Source organism: Hymenobacter telluris (assembly GCF_017313265.1).
Lineage (GTDB): Bacteria > Bacteroidota > Bacteroidia > Cytophagales > Hymenobacteraceae > Hymenobacter > Hymenobacter telluris.
The window spans coordinates 207,830-226,512 of sequence record NZ_JAFLQZ010000007.1; the positions used below are offsets into that span (position 1 = coordinate 207,830).

General features: G+C 60.8%; 12 protein-coding genes. 3 read left to right on the top strand and 9 right to left on the bottom strand.

Going from position 1 to position 18,683, the window contains the following annotated elements:
• The first annotated feature begins 13 nt into the window (after positions 1 to 13).
• Together J0X19_RS13025 and galB are read left to right on the top strand one after the other, a co-directional pair.
• Entirely contained in the window at positions 14 to 1,165 is a 1,152-nt protein-coding gene (locus J0X19_RS13025) for a glycoside hydrolase family 88/105 protein (protein ID WP_206984796.1), read from the top strand.
• Positions 1,166 to 1,287: 122 nt separating this feature from the next.
• Positions 1,288 to 3,807 (top strand): beta-galactosidase GalB, encoded by a 2,520-nt coding sequence (galB, locus tag J0X19_RS13030; protein ID WP_242582560.1) that lies wholly within the window; start codon positions 1,288 to 1,290, stop codon positions 3,805 to 3,807.
• 200 nt (positions 3,808 to 4,007) lie between these two features.
• On the opposite strand, the gene J0X19_RS13035 is transcribed toward galB, so the two are convergent.
• The 6 genes from J0X19_RS13035 to J0X19_RS13060 form a co-directional block, all read right to left on the bottom strand.
• The gene (locus J0X19_RS13035) at positions 4,008 to 5,048 is read right to left on the bottom strand and encodes a hemin-degrading factor (RefSeq protein WP_206984797.1); all 1,041 of its coding nucleotides are present in this window, start codon (positions 5,046 to 5,048) and stop codon (positions 4,008 to 4,010) included.
• 33 nt (positions 5,049 to 5,081) lie between these two features.
• Positions 5,082 to 5,885, bottom strand: a complete 804-nt coding sequence (locus J0X19_RS13040; RefSeq protein ID WP_206984798.1) for a heme ABC transporter ATP-binding protein — start codon at positions 5,883 to 5,885, stop codon at positions 5,082 to 5,084.
• A gap of 175 nt (positions 5,886 to 6,060) precedes the next feature.
• A complete protein-coding gene (locus J0X19_RS13045) occupies positions 6,061 to 7,122 on the bottom strand; it encodes a FecCD family ABC transporter permease (RefSeq protein ID WP_317194771.1) in 1,062 nt (353 codons plus the stop codon).
• Between the two features lie 274 nt (positions 7,123 to 7,396).
• A complete protein-coding gene (locus tag J0X19_RS13050; protein ID WP_206984800.1) occupies positions 7,397 to 8,236 on the bottom strand; it encodes a heme/hemin ABC transporter substrate-binding protein in 840 nt (279 codons plus the stop codon).
• Between the two features lie 182 nt (positions 8,237 to 8,418).
• The gene (locus tag J0X19_RS13055) at positions 8,419 to 9,051 is read right to left on the bottom strand and encodes an HmuY family protein (RefSeq protein ID WP_206984801.1); all 633 of its coding nucleotides are present in this window, start codon (positions 9,049 to 9,051) and stop codon (positions 8,419 to 8,421) included.
• A gap of 142 nt (positions 9,052 to 9,193) precedes the next feature.
• Positions 9,194 to 11,329, bottom strand: a complete 2,136-nt coding sequence (locus J0X19_RS13060; protein ID WP_206984802.1) for a TonB-dependent receptor plug domain-containing protein — start codon at positions 11,327 to 11,329, stop codon at positions 9,194 to 9,196.
• A gap of 262 nt (positions 11,330 to 11,591) precedes the next feature.
• On the opposite strand from J0X19_RS13060, the gene J0X19_RS13065 reads away from it, so the two are divergent.
• Positions 11,592 to 12,101 carry a hypothetical protein gene (locus J0X19_RS13065; protein ID WP_206984803.1) on the top strand — a complete coding sequence of 170 codons (510 nt, stop codon included), beginning with the start codon at positions 11,592 to 11,594 and terminating at the stop codon, positions 12,099 to 12,101.
• A 91-nt stretch (positions 12,102 to 12,192) separates the two neighbouring features.
• On the opposite strand, the gene J0X19_RS13070 is transcribed toward J0X19_RS13065, so the two are convergent.
• The 3 genes from J0X19_RS13070 to J0X19_RS13080 form a co-directional block, all read right to left on the bottom strand.
• Positions 12,193 to 13,470: a hypothetical protein gene (locus J0X19_RS13070; protein ID WP_206984804.1), complete on the bottom strand. Its 1,278-nt coding sequence runs from the start codon at positions 13,468 to 13,470 to the stop codon at positions 12,193 to 12,195.
• 45 nt (positions 13,471 to 13,515) lie between these two features.
• The gene (locus tag J0X19_RS13075) at positions 13,516 to 15,075 is read right to left on the bottom strand and encodes a SusD/RagB family nutrient-binding outer membrane lipoprotein (RefSeq protein WP_206984805.1); all 1,560 of its coding nucleotides are present in this window, start codon (positions 15,073 to 15,075) and stop codon (positions 13,516 to 13,518) included.
• A gap of 101 nt (positions 15,076 to 15,176) precedes the next feature.
• Positions 15,177 to 18,305: a SusC/RagA family TonB-linked outer membrane protein gene (locus tag J0X19_RS13080; RefSeq protein ID WP_206984806.1), complete on the bottom strand. Its 3,129-nt coding sequence runs from the start codon at positions 18,303 to 18,305 to the stop codon at positions 15,177 to 15,179.
• Positions 18,306 to 18,683: the final 378 nt, after the last annotated feature.

Here is an 18,683-nt window from a genome sequence, read left to right on the forward strand (position 1 = left end):
ATTACCTCCCTCAATGCGAAAGATTACCCATGTACTTGGCGCCGCCTTCGTGACCTTGCTGCTGGGCGCCGGCTGCTCCACTTCCAAGAGCAGTGTATCGGCCAGCCAGCCCAAGCCGCAGGAGGTGGTGGCCCTCATTACCAAAGTAAACGACCATTGGCAGGCTGAACATCCGCCCCAGGAGCGCGCATTTTGGGATGTGGCGGCCTACCACACCGGCAACATGGCCGCCTACGCCGTAACCAAAAACGAAAAGTACCGCCAGTTTTCCGAAGACTGGGCCGTGCACAACCAGTGGAAAGGTGCCAAGTCCGACGACAAGGCCAGCTGGAAATACAAGTACGGCGAGAAAGACGATTACGTGCTGTTCGGCGACTGGCAGATCTGCTTTCAAACCTACATCGACCTGTACAAGCTCAAGCCGGAGCCCCAGCGCATTGCCCGCGCCCGCGAGGTGATGGAGTACGAAATGGGCACCCCGCAAAACGACTACTGGTGGTGGGCCGATGGGCTGTACATGGTGATGCCGGTGATGACCAAGCTCTACGGCGTCACCAACAACCCGCAGTATCTGACCAAGCTGCACGAGTATTTCAGCTACGCCAACAGCATCATGTACGACGCCGAAACCGGCCTCTACTACCGCGACGCCAAGTACGTGTACCCGCAGCACAAGTCGGTGAACGGCAAGAAAGACTTCTGGGCCCGCGGCGACGGGTGGGTGCTGGCTGGCCTGGCCAAAGTGCTCCAGGATTTGCCCGCCGATGATGCGCACCGCGCCGACTACCTAAGCAAGTACAAGGGGTTGGCTGCCGCCATCAAAGCCGCGCAGCAGCCCGAAGGCTACTGGACCCGCAGCCTCCTCGACCCGCAGCACGCCCCCGGCCCCGAAACCAGCGGCACGGCTTTCTACACCTACGGCTTGCTGTGGGGCATCAACCACGGCGTACTCGACAAAAAGGAGTACCTGCCCACAGTGCAGAAAGCCTGGCAGTACCTCACCACCACGGCCCTCCAGCCCGACGGCACGCTCGGCTACGTGCAGCCCATCGGCGAAAAAGCCATTCCCGGCCAGGTGGTCGATAAAAATTCCACCGCCAACTTCGGAGTGGGTGCTTTCTTGCTGGCTGCCAGTGAGATGCACCAGTATCTGGCCGGGAAATAACGTGCGGAATTGTCGTTTCCTGAAGCTGCTTCCTGTAAGTGGTATGCCGCTGGTTGAGTAGCTTCGCCACTTCAGCCGAGAATTGTGGGCAAAGCACACTGCGCTGGTGGCTTTGCCAAACGATGCCTGATTTTCTGTTTCCCTTTACCTACCTCATGCACATCACCCATTTTATTGGCCGGGCCGTGGTAACGCTGTCGTTGCCGCTGCTTGCGCTGCCTCACCTTGCCACCGCCCAGGCCCGCCAGGAGTACCTGCTAACCACCAACTGGAAATTCACCAAAGGCGACGTGCCCGAGGCGGCCAAACCCGACTTCAAAGACGCCAAGTGGCAAACCGTGAGCGTACCCCACGACTGGGCCATTTACGGCCCTTTTGATGGCAACAACGACTTGCAGAAGGTGCAAATCGAGCAAAACCAGGAGAAAACCGCCACGCTGAAAGCCGGCCGGACGGGCGGGCTGCCGTTCATCGGCACCGGCTGGTACCGGCGGCAGCTGGCGGTGCCGAATTTCGGGCCGGGCAAGCGGGCGGTGCTGCTCTTTGACGGCGCCATGAGCGACGCGCACGTATTTGTGAACGGCAAGGAAGTGGGCTCCTGGCCTTACGGCTACAACTCGTTCAGCTTCGATATTACCGACGCCCTGCAAGCCAGCGGCAACAACGTGCTGGCCGTGCGCCTGCAAAACCAGTCGGAAGCTTCGCGCTGGTACCCCGGCGCCGGCCTCTACCGCAACGTCCACCTCATCGTCACCGACGACGTGCACATTCCGGTGTGGGGCACCTATATCACCACGCCCGAAATCAACGCCGACTTTGCGAAAGTGAAGCTGCGTACTCAGGTAGCCACGCCCAACAACGCCTTCCAACCGCTGCGCCTCGTCACGGAAATCAAGGACGCGCAAGGGCAGGTGCTGACCACCAGCACCGCCACCCTGGCCGCTACCGATGGGCAAGAGTTCGAGCAGAACCTGGTGCTGCCGAAGCCGCAGCTTTGGTCGCCGGAAACGCCCGTGCTCTACACCGCTTCCTCGAAGCTGTACGCCGGCGAAACCCTGAAAGACGAGTACAGCACCCGGTTTGGGGTGCGCTCCTTCAAGTTTGAAGCCGGCAAAGGCTTCTCGCTGAACGGGCAGTTGCGCAAGTTCAAGGGCGTGTGCAACCACCACGATTTGGGCCCGCTGGGCACGGCCATCAACACGGCCGCCCTGCGCCGTCAGCTGGTACTGCTCAAAGACATGGGCTGCGACGCCATCCGGACCTCCCACAACATGCCCGCGCCCGAGCTGGTAAAGCTCTGCGACGAAATGGGCTTCATGCTGATGGTGGAGTCGTTTGATGAGTGGAAGTCGCCGAAGGTGAAAAACGGCTACAGCCAGTACTTCGATGCGTGGAGCGAGAAGGACCTGGTGAACATGGTGCACCGCGACCGGAACAACCCCTCGGTGATTATGTGGAGCATCGGCAACGAGGTGCCCGACCAAAGTGCGCCCGGCGGCGGCAAAATTGCCAAGCGCCTCCAGGACATCGTGCACCGCGAAGACCCCACCCGCCCCGTCACGGCCGGCATGGACCGCATCGACGCGGCCATCAACAACAACTTCGCCTCGGTGCTCGACATAGCCGGCTTCAACTACAAGCCCATGCGCTACGAGCAAGCCAACGACAAGCTGCCCCAAGGCTTCATCCTGGGCACCGAAACGGCCTCCACGGTGAGCAGCCGCGGCGCCTACATGTTTCCGGTAGTGACGGCCAAGCAGAAAAAGTACCCCAACAACCAGTCGTCGTCGTACGATTTGGAGGCCTGCGTCTGGTCTCAAACGCCCGACGAGGAGTTCGTGAAGCAGGATGATTTGCCCTACGTTATCGGCGAGTTTGTGTGGACCGGCTTCGACTACCTCGGCGAGCCGACCCCTTACGATGAAGCGTGGCCGTCGCACAGCTCGTACTTCGGGATTCTGGATTTGGCGGGCTTGCCCAAAGACCGGTTCTACCTCTACCGCGCCAAGTGGAACACCGCCTCGCCCACGCTGCACGTACTGCCGCACTGGACCTGGCCCGGCCGCGAAGGCCAGACCACGCCGGTTTTCTGCTACACCAACTACCCCTCGGCCGAGCTGTTCGTGAACGGCCAGAGCCAGGGCCGCCAAACCAAAGGCCCGTCGGATAAGCCCCAAACCCGCTACCGCCTGATGTGGAACGACGTGAAATACGCGCCCGGCAGCATCAAAGTGGTAGCCTACGACGCCCAGGGCAAAGCCGTAGCCGAAGAAACCGTGCGCACCGCCGGTAAGCCTCACCACATCAAGCTGGTAGCCGACCAGACCACCCTCACCGCCGATGGCGAGGACCTGGCCTACGTGACGGCCCGCGTGGAAGACAAAGACGGTAACCTCTGCCCCGATGCCACCAACCAGCTACAAATGGCGGTGAGCGGGGCCGGCAAGTTTCGCGCCGTTGGCAACGGTGATGCTACCAGCCTGGAGCTGTTCCATGTGCCGCAAATGCACGCCTTCCACGGCCAGCTGGTCGCCACCGTGCAAGCCACCGACAAGGCCGGCAACGTGCAGCTGAAAGTAACCGGCAAAGGCTTGAAGCCCGGCGTTATCTCATTGAAAACGCAAGCTGCGGCCGCGAAGTAGAAGCATAGCTTCCGCACCAAAAGGCCCCCAACGTACAGCCAATGGCTTGTAGGTTGGGGGCCTTTTCGTGTGGTTGTTGTTGATAAAAAAGAACGTCATGCTGAGCTTGTCGAAGCATCTCTACCGCCAAAGTAAATCATATACTAGCGCGGTAGAGATGCTTCGACAAGCTCAGCATGACCGTTCAGTAGGAAGTAGACCTACAGCTTGTTCACCAACTCGCGCCAGGCGTCTTGCTCGGGGATGCCAGGTTTGCGCTTGCCGAAGAATAGGAGCAGGTTGCGGCCGTGGGCGTCGTAGAGTTCCAGGGAGTGCACGAGGCCGTCGGTGGTGGGCTTTTTCACCAGCCAGGTTTCGGCCACGTCGCCGAGTTTCAGGTGCAGGTTGAAGTCGGGGTCGAGCACGTTGAACCAGGGGCCGGTGGCAACCAGGCGCTTCACCGGGCCGGTGTGAATCTGGATGCAGCCGCGGCTGGCCACGAACAGCATAATGCCTAAGTCGGTGGCGGCGGCAGCTTCCAGGGCGCGTACAATGGCTTCGTTGTCGAGGCGCTGCACCAGCTCGGGCGGGCCCAGGCGCAGGGCCTGCGTGCGGCTCACGCCAAACGTGCGCAGCAACCCGAAAAAGGCGTGCGTATCGGTGAGCTGGCGCCAGGCCTCGCGGAAGCCGGGTACGTCGATGTCGGCGTCGGGTGTTTCGGGGGTGGCTTCCGGGGCCGGCTGGGTGGCTAGCTCCGGGGTTTGCTCGGCGGCCCGGAAACGGTTAACCAGCTCGTCGTAGGCGGTGGTGTTGCTGGCTTCGGTGAGGTAGATTTTGTGCACCGCTTCACCATCCTGCGCGAAGAATTGCAGGCTGCGGCGGCCGTTTTCGTTCACCGCAAACCCGAAGTGCCAGTGGCTCATAAACAGGCGCAGGTCGATGTCGTCGCCCAGCACCAGGCCCGTTGGTCCGTTGAACGACACCTTCAGGTAGGGGCCTTTGCGCTCATGCACCACGCTGTCGTTGCGGGTGAGGGCCATGACGTGGCCCAGCGTGGGCACGGCGGCCAGCAGGGCGGGAAAATCGGCGGTTAGGCGCACCACGGGGGCATCAGCTTCGGTGGTGCATTGGGTGGCTAGTAGCGCGGCTTCACTGATGCCCAGCTGCCCGGCGGCGTCACGGATGCGGCTTTTGGGGTTTTCGAGCTTGAACTGCGCCCAGCGCTCAGCCAGGGTGGCAGTGGTTGATTCGATGACGGACATGCAAAAAAAGTAAGTGAGTGTTTTTCAGAGAAGTCAGGCCCAGCCTCGGGTGGTGGGCAACGGGCGCGGGCACGGCACAATAAGCGGACAACCGAGGCTAGGGTGCACCAGCAGCTCCACGGCTATATCAAATGCATGCTCGATGGTGGTGGCCGTAAGCACCGCAGCCGGTTCGCCGTAGGCCACGGTTTCTCCTTGGCGCAACAGCAGCACTTGGTCGGCGTATTGGGCGGCCAGGTTGAGGTCGTGCAGGACGGCTACCACCCCGAAACCGCGCTGCACCAGGGCGCGGGCTACATCGAGGGTGTGGTGTTGGTGGTTGAGGTCGAGGCCGGTTAAGGGCTCGTCGAGAAACAGGAAACCGCCTTTGGCTTCCCAAACCTGCGCCAGCACCCGCGCCAGCTGGGCGCGTTGCTGCTCGCCACCCGACAGGGTAGGGTAGCTGCGGGCGGCTAAGTCGGTGAGGCCAACCAGGGCCAGGGCTTCGGCTACCACGGCGTGGTCGTGGGCGCTGGGCTGACCCCGGAAATGCGGATAACGACCCATCAAGACCAGCTCGCGCACCTCAAAGGCCAATGATAAGGTGTGTTGCTGGGTGAGTACCGCCCGGCGGCGCGCCAACTCCGGCGCGGGGATGTTGCTTAGGTTGCGGCCTTCAAACTGCACCTGCCCGCCGGTCGGCACCAAGTCGCCGCTGAGCAGGCGCAACAGCGTGGACTTGCCCGCGCCGTTGGCGCCCACCACCGCCAGCAGCTCGCCGGGCTGGGCCTGCAACGACACGCCTTGCAGCAGCACCTTGCGGCCCACTTGGTAGCGTAGGTTCTGAACGTTGAACATGGGTCAGGATTTAGGAGCTTATTTGAGTTTTAGCTTTCGTGTCATGCTGAGCTTGCCGAAGCATCTCGCGTGCTGATGAAAGAGTAGTAATCTAGTGTCAGCACGCGAGATGCTTCGGCAAGCTCAGCATGACGTTCTATGCGTTATTTGCTGAATTAAGTGCTTGCAGTACCAGCTACACCCGCCGCTGCCGTTTCTCGCGCAGCAGAATCCAGAGGAACACCGGCGCGCCCAGCAAGGCCGTGAGGATGCCGATGGGCAACTCGGCGGGGGCTACTACTGTGCGGGCCAGCATGTCGGCGAGGGTGAGGACCAGCGCGCCGCCCAGCGCCGCGCCCGGCAGCACCACGCGGTGGTCGGGGCCGGCGGCGAGGCGGACAAGGTGCGGCACTACTAGCCCCAGGAACCCGATAGTGCCCGCTACGGCTACCGAAGTGCCCACGGCCAACGTGGCCAGTACAATCAGCTGCCGCTTCAGGCGCGTTACGGGCAGCCCAAGGTGAGCGGCCTGTTCTTCGCCCAGCGCCAATAGGTTCAGGGACTTGCCCAGGCGCGGCAGCAGCAGAATGGGGAGCGCCAGCAGCGGCAGCACGCCCAGCACCGTCGGCCAGGAGGCCCCGCCCAGGCTGCCTAAGCCCCAGAACGTGATGCTGCGCAGTTGCTCATCGGTGGCAGCGTAGGTGAGCAGCCCGGTGAGGGCGCCGGCCAGCGAGTTGACGGCAATACCGGCCAGCAGCATGGTGCCTACCACCGCCCGCCCGCTTTCCCTGGACAGCCGATACACCAGCAGCGTGGTACCGCAAGCCCCCAGAAAAGCCGCTACCGCCAGCACGTAAAACCCCAGCCACTCACGCACGGCGGCCAGCACCGTTACTTCCAGCACAATGGTTGCCACGGCCGCCAACGAGGCCCCCGTCGACACGCCAATCAACCCCGGATCAGCCAGCGGATTCCGGAACAGCCCCTGCATAGCCGCCCCCGCCAGCCCCAGCGCCGCCCCAATCAGCACGCCCAAACACACCCGCGGCAGCCGGATAGCCCACAGCACCGCTTCTTGTTGCAGCTCAAACGAAAGGCCAGTGGTCAGCCCCAGCTTGTGCAGCAGAATCCCGAGCACCGCCGGCACCGGAATGGGTACCGCCCCGGCCCCGGCACTCAGCAGCACCGCGCCCACCAACAGCCCCGCCAGCCCCGGCAGCAGCAACCGCCGCCGCCAATTGGTCGGGGGTAACGCCACAGGGGTGGCAGTTTTTGGTGGGGCAGGAAGTTCAGCTACAGCAGGCATGGAGAGGGAAGGATTGGATGAAGGGATGATTGGATGAACGGATGAATGGCGCAATCAGTAACTGTAGCGGTTTTCTGAACGGTGTAGAGACGCATACTTGCGTCTTGTCGTTGAACGACGACCTCTAACCGGCGCGGACGACGAGACGCAAGTATGCGTCTCTACACCGTTTAGAAAACCGCTATAAATCAGGCTATTCGCCTCACCCAATCATCCCTTCATCCAATCATTGAAGCTTACTGGCTAGCTCGGTGGTGGCTTGGCCGAGGCGGGGGCCGAAACCGGATAGCAGCTGGCCGTCCATTTCCACCACGCGGCCGGTGCGGCCGGCGGTGGTTTGGGCCACGCCGGGCACTTTCAGCAGGCCGGCTTTGCCGCCCAGGCTTTGCAGGCCGCTGTCGAAGAGCAGGAGCACGTCGGGGTTGGCGGCTACCAGGGCTTCGGCAGTTAGGGGTTTGAAGTCGGTGAAGCCGGTGGCGGCGTTTTGCCCGCCGGCCAGGCCGATAACTTTTTCCAGCGGCGTGCCCTGGCCGGCCACCATCATGGTGCCGGTGCCGCGGGCGTAGATAAACAGCACTTTGGGCGCTTTGGCGGGCTTTTTCGCCTTCGCCAGCTCGGCGTCGAGTTGCCTAGTAAGGGCCGGTACTTTGGCCGTGGCGTTGAAGGCGGCGGCTAGTTGCTGCATCAGCTTCTTGGTGCCCGCCACCGAATACTCCTGCGTAAACAGCTGCACCGTAACGCCCGCCGATTTCAGCTGGCTGGCCACTTCCGGCTTCAACGATTCCATGGTGCCCACCACAATAGTCGGGCTCAAGGCCAGCACGCCCTCAGCCGAAATGTTGCGGTTGTGGCCCACCTTGGGCAGTTTGGTCAGGGCTTCGGGGTAGGTGCTGGTTACGTCCACGCCCACTAGCTGGCTTTGCAGCCCCAGCTGGCAGATGATTTCGCTCACGGTGCCATTCAGGGACACAATGCGAGCAGGCGCGGCGGCTTGGCTGATTCGGTTGAGCAGCAACAGCCCAACCAGTAGGTTGATTTTCAGCAGGAAAGAAAAACGAATGCGCATGGGTATTGAAAGAAAAATAAATACCGAGTAGTTGGATAATCGTCAATTACCTGTATATCAAAATATTGACGTATTTCTCAATACTCAGTACTTGTATCTCACTACGTAGTGCCGACAGCGGGCCACCCGGTTTGTGCCTCACTCACCAAGGGAGCCAGGCGGCCCGTGCCGGACTTAAAGGGTTATTTCAGGTTGAGGCTGCCGTCGGGCTGGTATACATAGCGGAAGCTGTAGTAGCCGCTCGGCTCGGTGCCCGCGGGGGTAGCGGGGGCATCTTTGTAGTAGTTGGTGATTTCCACCTTGGCGTACTTGCCCGCCGCCGTCCGAATCAGGAGCACGCGGCCCGCAATAGGCGAAATGACGTGGGTGGTGGAATTGTAGTTGTACCAGCCGTTGCCCGAGCCCGTCGGAATGGCTTTAGCGGTGCCATCCACGGCGTAGCCGGTTTCCGGCGCGGCAACAGTCTCCGCAAACAACCCGGATTTCACCTGGGCGCCGCCCCGGCCGGGGCCGCTGGTGCCAGCGTTGGTCAGGATGGTGGTGCCGCGGAAAGCCAGGTCCCATTTCGTGCTGGCCGAATCGGTGTACGGCACTTCTTTGCCATCGGCGAGGCTGTAGAACGTGTAGTGCCTGGGCGTGCCGGGCTGGCCGGTGCTGGTGGGCGGCGCGGGCTGCGGCGCCAGGCTGCTGACGGTTTTAATTTCCAGCGCCGGAGCTACCACGTTGTTGTCGTCCTTATCATCGGAGCAGGAAGTGAAAGCAACCGATGATACGGCCAGCGCGGCCACGGCAGTACGGAGGAACAGGTGATGCATGGGTGAAATGAGTAGTTAGTAGTTGGTAGTTGGTACAGAGTAGTTGGTATGAAGTAGTTAGTACAGAGTATGAGGCAGCAGACGTGAGTGACTAGTAATCAATCATTTGTCCATTGCTTAACTGCTCAATACCAACTACTCACTACCTACTGCGCTTGCCCAGCTCCAGCGCAACACTGGCGTAGTAGAGCCGGCCGGGCAGCGTGCTGATGTAAGTCGGGTTGGTGTAGCCGAGCAGGTTGTCGAGGCCGGCTTGCACGGTGAGGCGCTGCCGGAAGGTTTTGGCCGCCGCCACGTTCACCAGCCAGTAGCCGGGCACGTACTCCTGGTCGGCATCCAGAATGGCGTTGCCGTTCAGGTCGCCAAAACCGTAGCGGCCCCGGTAGATGCCCCGCGCACTCACCGACCACCCCTCTGGCTGATTTTCGTAGAACAGCTTCAGGTTGAGGGAGTGGCGGGAGCGGTTGTAGAGGCCGCCGTAGTCCTGGGGCTGCACCCGCTCGGTTTCCTGGGTTTGCAGGTCCTTGCGGAATACCTCGCCAGCTTCCAGCCTGTCTATTACCGCTTTGTCTTTGGCGAACAGCAGCTGGTAGCCGCCGCTCACCGTCAGGTGGGGCGTGAGCAGGTAGCGGGCATCGGCCTCCAGGCCCTGGGTGTAGGCGCGGGTCACGTTGCGGTACGAGTACACCGACTGCCCATTCGCTTTCAGCGCCACCGCGGCTGTTTCAATCAGGTTGCGCAAGTCGTTGCGGAAGCCGTTGATAGTGATGCGCGTTTTGGCATTTGGGTCGAGCTGCACACCCGCGTTGTAGGCCAACGAGCTTTCGGCCGTGAGGCCACTGGCCTGCGCCAGCACTGCCTCGTACACCACCGGCTGCCCGGTTTCGGGGTCCGTGGCCAGTTGGCCCTGGGCTGCCAGTTGGGTGACTTTCGCCCGCACTTGGTTGGTGCCGAACACGCTGTAGCCGATGACCGGATTCGAGAAGTTCAAATACAGCTGCCGGAAGTCGGGGGCCCGGTAGCCGCGGCCCGCCGAGCCCCGTACCGCCAGCCACGGCCGCACTTGGTAGCGCCCCGAGAGCTTGGGGCTGAACTGCCCGGCGTACTGGCTGTGGCCGTCGTAGCGGGCACCCAGCACTAGGTTCAGGCGCGGCACCGGCGTCCAGTCGTACTGCCCGAACAGGTAGTGCGCCCGTAGCTCTTGGCGCTGCTCGTAGCGGGTGGCTGCCACGGTTTCGCGCAGGTAGCCGGCGCCGCCGGTCAGGGTTTGGGTGGGCTTCAGCTGCCAGTCGAGTTGCAGCTCGGGGCGGGTGAAGGTCTGGTGGAAGTAGGAGGCGTCGTAGGGCTGGCCGTCGGCGCGGTAGGTGTAGTTTTCGCGGGTGCGGTAGCCACTGTGGTAGAGGCGGGCCGTGGCAAACAGCTGGTTGCTGAAGCGGTGCGTGAGAACCGGGTTGAAGTTGTAGTCGTGCTGCTTGGTCTTGGCCGCTACCACGGCCGCCGCGCCGGTCTCGGCGGTTACGGTCAGGTCGCTGTGCTGGCCTTCGGTGAAATACCGCCCCGAAACGCTCAGGTTGGTTTTCTTGCCGAGGCGGTAGGTGAGGCGGCTTTGGGCGGTATAGCTAGTGAAAGGCGGCTGCGTAGGGCCGGTGCTGCCCGGCAGCAGCGTGTAGCCCTGGGAGCTGTAGCGGTTCACGAAAACCGTGAGGCCGGCCCGCTCGCCTTTGGTGTTGAAGGTGCCGCTCAGGTTCATGGTGCGGTTGGAGCCGTAGCGCAGCCGCACGTTGCCGCTGGTGCCGGGCTGGGGCTTCTCGGTGATGATGTTCACCACGCCCGCCAGCGCCTCCGAGCCCCACAGCGCCGAGGCCGGCCCCTTCACCACTTCCACCCGCTGAATGTTGCCGACAGCCACCCGCGAGAGTTCCAGCGTGCCCGCCGTGCGCCCAATCAGCGGCTCCCCGTCCACCAAAATCAGGGTGTATTCGGGGTTGAGGCCCTGCATCTGAATACCCTGGCCGTGGTCGTTGACGGTGGTCAGGCCGGTTTGCTCGCTCAGAACGTCGCCGAGCCGCAACGAGCCCATGGCCTTGATTTGCTGCTGGCTCACTACCGTTACCGGAATCGGTACCTCGGTGAGGCTGCGCTCGGTGCGGGTGGCCGTCACTACCACTTCCCGCAGCGCCAGGCGGCGCAGGCTGTCCGGCTGAAAAGCCGGGCGCTGCTGCGCCAACACGGGCGCCGGCAAGCCCAGCAACAAGCAGAAAGGAGTGAGGTGATGCATAAAGCAGAAAAGCAGACAAAGCAGTTTCGAGACAGTGCGTGAGTGGCTGGCTGCTCGATGGTTTCGTGTTTTGTTTAGACATATTCTAAACAATACTCAAATGTATGCGGTGGTAAGTGCATGGTCAAGCTTATTTAGAATAATTTTAAATAAACTTGTGTTTATTAGTTTTCCTATTCTACCTTCGTCTCACTCACTTCCTGCAACAACTAATTCACGGTTTGCGAATCGCGAATTCCACCCCTTTCAACCCCGTTTTTGGATGCGCAAGCACAACGGTATGCGGCCCCAGGATGTAGTAGTGTTATTGAAGATTACCACGCTTTCCACTACTTCCTGGCAAGGCAAAGACCTCGCCGCCGCCCTCTTCATCAGCCCCGCCGAAATTTCCGATGCCCTGCGCCGGTGCCAGTATGCCCGCCTGCTTGCGCCCGATGGCCGCACGGTGCAGCAGCAGGCCTTGTTACGGTTTTTGCAGCACGGCTTACCCTACGTATTCCCGGCGCATCCCAGCGGCTTCGTGCAAGGCACCCCCACCGCCTGGAGCGCCCTGCCGCAGCTACAAGCCCCCACCGAACCCGCCTACGTGTGGCCCGACCCGGAAGGGCAGGCCTGGGGCCTATCCGTCAGCCCGCTTTACGCCAGCACCCCCGCCGCCGCCCGCCTCAATGCCGCGTGGCATGAGGTACTGGCCCTGGTAGATGTGCTGCGGCTCGGCGCCAGCCAACAGCGCAAAGCCGCCTACGAGTTGCTAAGCGCCCGGCTCATATAGCAATAGCTCATGCTACCCATCAATGGTCATAAAACAGAAACGCCACCCAAAACGGGTGGCGTTTCTGTTTAGTAAAGAAGTGAAACTGAAATCAGATGGCGCGATACTCGAATAACACCCGAGCCGTGGAGCCAGTGGTGCTGGGCTTCACGCCGACTACCCGCAGCAGCATGGGCTCGGCACCTCGTACACGCACCGCAAACAGGTCGCCGGCGGCTACCGGACCGGGCGCGGCCAGCCCAGTGGCATTCTGGTACAGCAAAGTGCCTACCGCATTAGCCGAAGCCGTGTTGTAGTAGCCGGCCGCCGCCGTAGCCACCGGAATTCGGTAGAAGGTAGTGGTATTGGCGGCTGCCAGGCTAACAGTGGCGCCGGATATGCCGCTGGCAAACAAATCTTTGGTGGTAGCGGCGGCGCTGTTGAGTACGTTGGCGCCCAGGCGTAGATCGTACGAGGCGGAATCCTGCGGTGCATTGGGGCCAGCCGTGACGCGGCCCGTGCGTACCCGGCCCAACGACGTAGGCGCGGCTATGGTGATGGGTGCAGCCGTGGCAGTTACCGCGTAGGGACCGGCGTAGGAGGTGAACAGAAACGTAACGGTTTGACCCTGGGCTGCGCTAGGCACAGTTACATCCACGGTACGGGCATTGGCCACGCCGGTGCTTGGGTTGCGGACCACGCCGGCCCGCACCGGGGCGCCCGTTCCAATGCGGTAGAAAGTGGTGAGGCTGTCTACGTTCTTGAATAATGTAGCTGTGGAAGGCGTAGTGGGTATAGCACCAATGCCACCTTCATTCAGCACCAGATTATAACCAATAATGTCGCCGGTGGTTTGGGCGGTGGCGGCCAGGTTGTTACGGAAGGTGGTAATGGTAGTGGGCGACGCCGTGGTGCCTAGGCGCAGGGTAGGAGCTGCGGCCACATTGTATGTGAAGCGCTGCCGCCGCATCGCGCCGTTTTCAAACGTAGTGGTTACGTCCACCCGCACTGCCGTTTGGTTGGCCAGATTGGTTGGTACCCGGTACGGAATAGGCTGCGCCGTAATGCCCGCTCGTGTATCAAAAACAGGATTGGTTGGTGGCAGGGTAGCTACCACAGCCGAATCGGTGCGGCCCACCACCTGAAACACCGTAAACTCCCGCACTCGGTCGGCGGCGTTGAAGCCTACCAGCAGGTTGACCACTTCGCCAGGGGCATACTTGGCTTGCAAACCAGCTGGCGCGGCTCCGATGGTGGAAAAGCCACCGTCGCCGGTCAGCTCGTAAGGCGGGTCAAACTTGTCGTCGCAGGCTGTGGCAGCCAGCCCAGCCAAGGCCAGCAGACCCCACAAGCGTAGGGGAAGCGGCCGGAAATTGAAACGTATCTTCATATAGAAAAAGGCATCGTATGGGAGAAGAAACAGAGCCGGAAACGCTTACGGCTGGTCCCACCACAGTGGGCGGGTAGCGTAGTCGGTGTCGAGGCCACCAATGGCTGCTACGTTCTGTGGGTTATATTGCGTCTCGGTAAGGGCCGGCAGCAGCCGGCGCGGGAACTTGCGCTGGGTGGGGTCGGCGGGAACAGGGTTGAAAATAGGGTTAGCCCCGTTCGGGTACGCTAGGTTCACGTAGATGTCGGAGCGAAAATCAAAGCGCCGCATATCCGACCAAGCCTCCGGGTTCAGAAACAGCGCAATGTATTTCTGCTCCATGATGCGCTTGTAATCCAGCTGTGCCACGTTTTGGGCCACGGCTGCGCTGTTCAGATAGCCGTCAATCTGCTGTTGCGTGAGTACGGGGAACGTAACCGTAAGGCCCTGCGACGCGAAGGTACCGCCGCCACTCAGCTTGCGGATATGGGCCTCAATGCCCTGGCGGTACGCCTGCAACGCCCGCGCCGGATTGCCCGCCCGGAAGGCCGCTTCGGCCTCAATAAATTTCAACTCGTGATACGTAATCAGCTCATAGTAGCCCAAGTCGCGGGCGTACCAGCTGGAGTAAAAGTCGGAGGCGTTGCCGGTTTGCGCAATTGGGGTGCCGCCCGACACGCCGGGGTTGGTACCCACACTCACGCTGGTGGCCATTACGGGCAGGCGTGGGTCCTGCACTCCTGGATAGGCCGCGTTGGCCGTGCTGCCGTTGAGGTAGCGCAACAGGTTCTGTGAATAGGTGGCGCCGGCAAAGTTGGCGCGCGCCGTCCCGAAAATGCTGGTACTGCCCGTAATGGGCGGCACGGGCGTTTCCAGTTGAATCTGTGCGTCATCAGCCGACGACGTGAAGCCTTTATCAACGGCGGCTAGTACAGCCTGTGGGTTGTAGGTGCTTTTTTTGGTGAGGTGGTTGAGCTGGCGTGCCCGGAGCGAATAGGCCAGCTTGATCCACTTCGACACGTCGCCGCGGTACATAATGTCGCCGCTAGGGCTGGGTACGGTTACGTAGAGGGGCCGCACGTTGGCCGTGGCCGGCTTCGATAGCTCCGCTTCGCCCTCATCCAGCAGCCGGAACACGGTCTGATAAATCTGTTCCTGCGAATCATATTTGGGCGAGTAGTTGCCGCCACCCTGGAATGCCTCCGTGAACGGCACGTCGCCCATCATGTCGGTGAGGTGGGCCAAGGACATAGCCTGGGTGATTTTAGCTGCTCCCACGTAGTACGGCGAGCCTTCAGCTTCAGCGGCCGTTATAGTAGCGCGCAGGTTGCCGGAAACGTAGAAGTAGAAGTAGTTGAAGGTGTTGTTGCCGTTGCCCGTAGTGAAGTAGTACTGGTCGGTGCTGGAAGCCGGGGCGCGGCGAACAATGTGCTGGGTGATATACGGCGTAACAAGCGAGGTAAACATCTGCTGCTGCGCCGCCTGTGAGATGCCACCCGGTAATAGAAAGTTAGGAGTCGAGCTGGTTGGGTTGTTGGGGTCGGTATTGACATCCAGGAACGTTTCGCACGAACTCAGAGCCCCACCGCCGACCAGCAGGCCCAGAAGGAGAAGGTATTTTTTCATGAAATTTCTATTGTTGAATGGCTACTTGTTAAATGGTTGACTGTTCTGAAAAAGTGTTTGAACAGTCAGCAATTCATCAATTCAACCATATAGCCTTTTAATTAAAAATTCACCCGCAACGCCATATCAACGCCGCGCGTGGCGGGGGTGCTGCCGTAGTCGAAGCCGCCGGAGCCACCGCCGCGTACACCCGCGCCGGCCGCCGCCGTTTCAGGGTCGGCGCCCGAGTAGTTGGTGAACAGCAATAGGTTACGGCCCGTTACGCTCAGCTCAGCGCCCTTCACAAACGTGCCGCTTAGCAGCTTTTTAGGCAGCGAGTACGCCAGCGTGGCGTAGCGCAGGCGGGTCCAGGAGCCGTCTTCCACAAACGCCCAGCCCGTACCGGCCAACTGGTTGATGAAGTAGCCTTGCGTCAGTTCCACCGGGCGAGTATTGGCGGCGTACGAGCCGTCGGCGTTGCGCACCGCGCCGTCGATAACGGCGGTTTGGTTGCGGTCCAGCGTTTTTTTGCTCAACCCTGAGCGCACGGCCACCCATTCGTTGCCGTTCACTACGTCGCCACCCTTCCGGAAATCGAGCATAAAGGCCAACGACAAGCCTTTATAGGCCAAGGTATTGGTGATTTGGGTGGTGAACTGTGGAGCTCGGTCGCCGGCGTACACGAAATTGCCCGCTACCACCGAAGGATAGCCCGTGGTGGCATTAATGAGTACCTGCCCGAAGTATTCGGAATTGGGGTCAGTCACGCGGGCATAGTCTATTACCCCAATAGACGTAATAGGCCGATTAGGGAAAGCACTGCCGCGCGCTACGTCAATCACCCAGGCATCCGACTGGTTGACCTCGGTTAAGAAGCTGGGGAGCTTTTTAGCCCGGTTCTCGTTGTGGAAGAAGTTGGCCAGCACGTCCCAGGTGAAACCCGACTTAGTAACTACCGGCCGGCCGTTCAGGGCTATTTCTACACCGGTGTTAGTTACGGTGCCCCCGTTGATGTATTGCAGAATGTAGCCCGACGCCTGACTTACGCGGGGCGCAATCAGTTGGTCGCGGGTTTCGGCGTAATACACGCCTGCATCCAGTCCCAGCCGTCCTTTCAGGAACTGAAAGTCCAGGCCGGCCTCGTAGGAGCGGGTGCGCTCGGGTATCAGCTGGGAATTGGAGCCGTAAAAGCCTGGCCGGAAGCCCCCACCAATGTAAGTGCTTTGGGCCAGTGGAGACTCCACGCGGTACGGCCCCGTATCCTTGCCGACTTCCGCCACCGACAGCCGCAGCTTGCCGTAGTTGAGAATGGAGTTGTTGTCGAGGCCCAGGGTGCGCGAAAACTCGTATCCCAGCGTGGCCGCGCCATAAAGGAAGCCTTGCCCGAAGTCCTTGTTCTGGCTGGGCCGTGGCAGCGTCGACGACATGTCATAACGCGCACTCAGCTCCACCGTCACCTGCTTGAACAGGTCGAAGTTGAGGCGCGCAAAATTGCCCACCAGCCGCCGCAACGAGTTGGTGGTCAGAGCGCCCCGGTTTACGGTATTGTTGATGGAGTTGAAGTTGGGTGAGCGAAACACCAATCCGATGATGTCGGTGGATTCGCGGCGGCTTTGCTCGACGGAGTTGCCCAGCAGCAACGAGCCGCTGATATTGTCGTTAAATGAGTGCGTGAAAACGGCCGTGAGGTAGGAGTTGACCAGGCGGCTTTGGTTGGTGGTTTCCGAGATGCCACCATCCTGGTTGTTGGGCTGCGAGGTGCCCACCGCCCTGATGGAGCGCACGGTTTCGGTGTACACGTCGGTGCCCAGGTTATAGCTGAGCGTGGCCCATTTAGCCGGCTGGTAGGTTAGCTGCGCGTTGCCAATGAGGCGGTTGGTGCGGTCCGTAACCGGGTTGCGCTCCACCGTGAAGTAAGGGTTATCGGCGTCGCTGGAGCCTACCCCGCCAATCAGGCGGCGGCGAGTACCATCGGGGTTGAGGTAGTTGCGGGCATCGTCGTTGCGGGGCCAGTTCAGCAAGCTTACCATGTAGCCACCCGAGCCGCCAAACAGGCCCGGTCCCTGCAACGGCCGGCGCCCGCCCGAGTTCAGGTATTGCGCCGAGCCCTGCGCCTTAAGCTTGGGCGACACTTGCAGCGTGCCCGAGAGGCGCACTGTCGATTTGTCGAACTCGGAATTGGGCGCTACGCCGGTTTGGTTGAGGTTAGAGGCCGAAAGCAGAAACGAGCCTTTGTCGGTGCCACCCGTTATGGTCAGGTAGTTCTGGTAGCTGTAAGCCGTTTTATAGAAGTCGTTCAGGTTGTCGTACACTGGTTCGCCTTCCGCAAACTGCGGCCCCCACGAAACTCGCGTGCTCGGGTCAAAGATGCCGGCCGCGCCCTGCTTGTACTTGTCCTGGAGCTGAGGCAGCCGGTTCACTCGGTCCACCGATACCTGCGTACGGAAGTCCACTGTCACCGCGCCCGATTTACCTTTTTTAGTGGTGATGATAACGGCACCGTTGGCCGCACGGAGCCCGTACAGAGCAGCGGCAGCGGGCCCTTTCAGCACAGTCATACTTTCTACGTCCTCGGGGTTGATGTCGGCGGCCCGGTTAGGCGACGACACCGAGCGGCCCATGATGCCGTTGAAGGCCGAGCCGCCCCCCGGCGCCGTTGATTCGGCGAAGGACGTGTTGTCCATGATGATGCCATCAATAACGAACAGCGGCTGGTTGTCGCCATCCAGCGAGTTGCCGCCCCGGATAACGATGGAAGCGCCTTCGCCGGCTCCGCCCCCCGAACTGGTGACTTGCACCCCGGCTACCTTGCCTTGCAGGGCATTTACAATGTTAGGCTGGCGCGACTCAATGATATCCTTGCTGGTAACCTGCTGCGCGCCGTAGTTCACCTGCCGCCGCTCCTGTGCAATGCCGAAGGCCGTCACAATTACGTCGTTCAGCTCGGTGGTATTCTCTTTCAGCCCGATGTCCAGCGTATTGCCGTCGCCGATGGCACGCTCCAGGGTGGTGTAGCCGATGAAGCTGAAGATGAGGGTGCTACCCGGCGCGGCCTGAATGGTGTAGCGGCCGTCGGCGCCGGTGCTGGCGCCAATGGTAGTGCCTTTCACAAGCACCGTTACGCCCGGCAGCGGGCTCCGGTCGGCGACCGAGGTAACGGTGCCGCTGATGGTGCGGAGGTTCTGCTGGGCGTGGCCGGGCAGGGCCACTACTGCGCCCAGCGCCGGCGCCAACAAGTAAAGTCTGTTCATAGGAGAGAGGGAAATGGGGAAATAGAAACTACAAGAGAAAACAACGGCCGGAATCTGGTTGCTACACGCAATTGGATTCTGGCCGGTACAGGGCCTGCGCTGGAATAATAGTCAGACAACAGGAGAGGCTAGCAACCATTGCAGGAAGAGGTGGCAAGTGAATTTATACTATTAAAACAACTACAAATTGGAATTTTAGAGCACTATTACTAAGGAAAACAAAGCCTAAACTAGAAATCTGCTAAAATGAAGTCAACTATATATGGCATTTAATTTAGGTATTTTTCTACTTTGAGTGCTTTCGCAGGAAGCTTCAGTGTTCTGGTACTCTGTCCGGTACCGCCTACAGTATGGGCGGCGTTGCTGCTACTGTTTGCA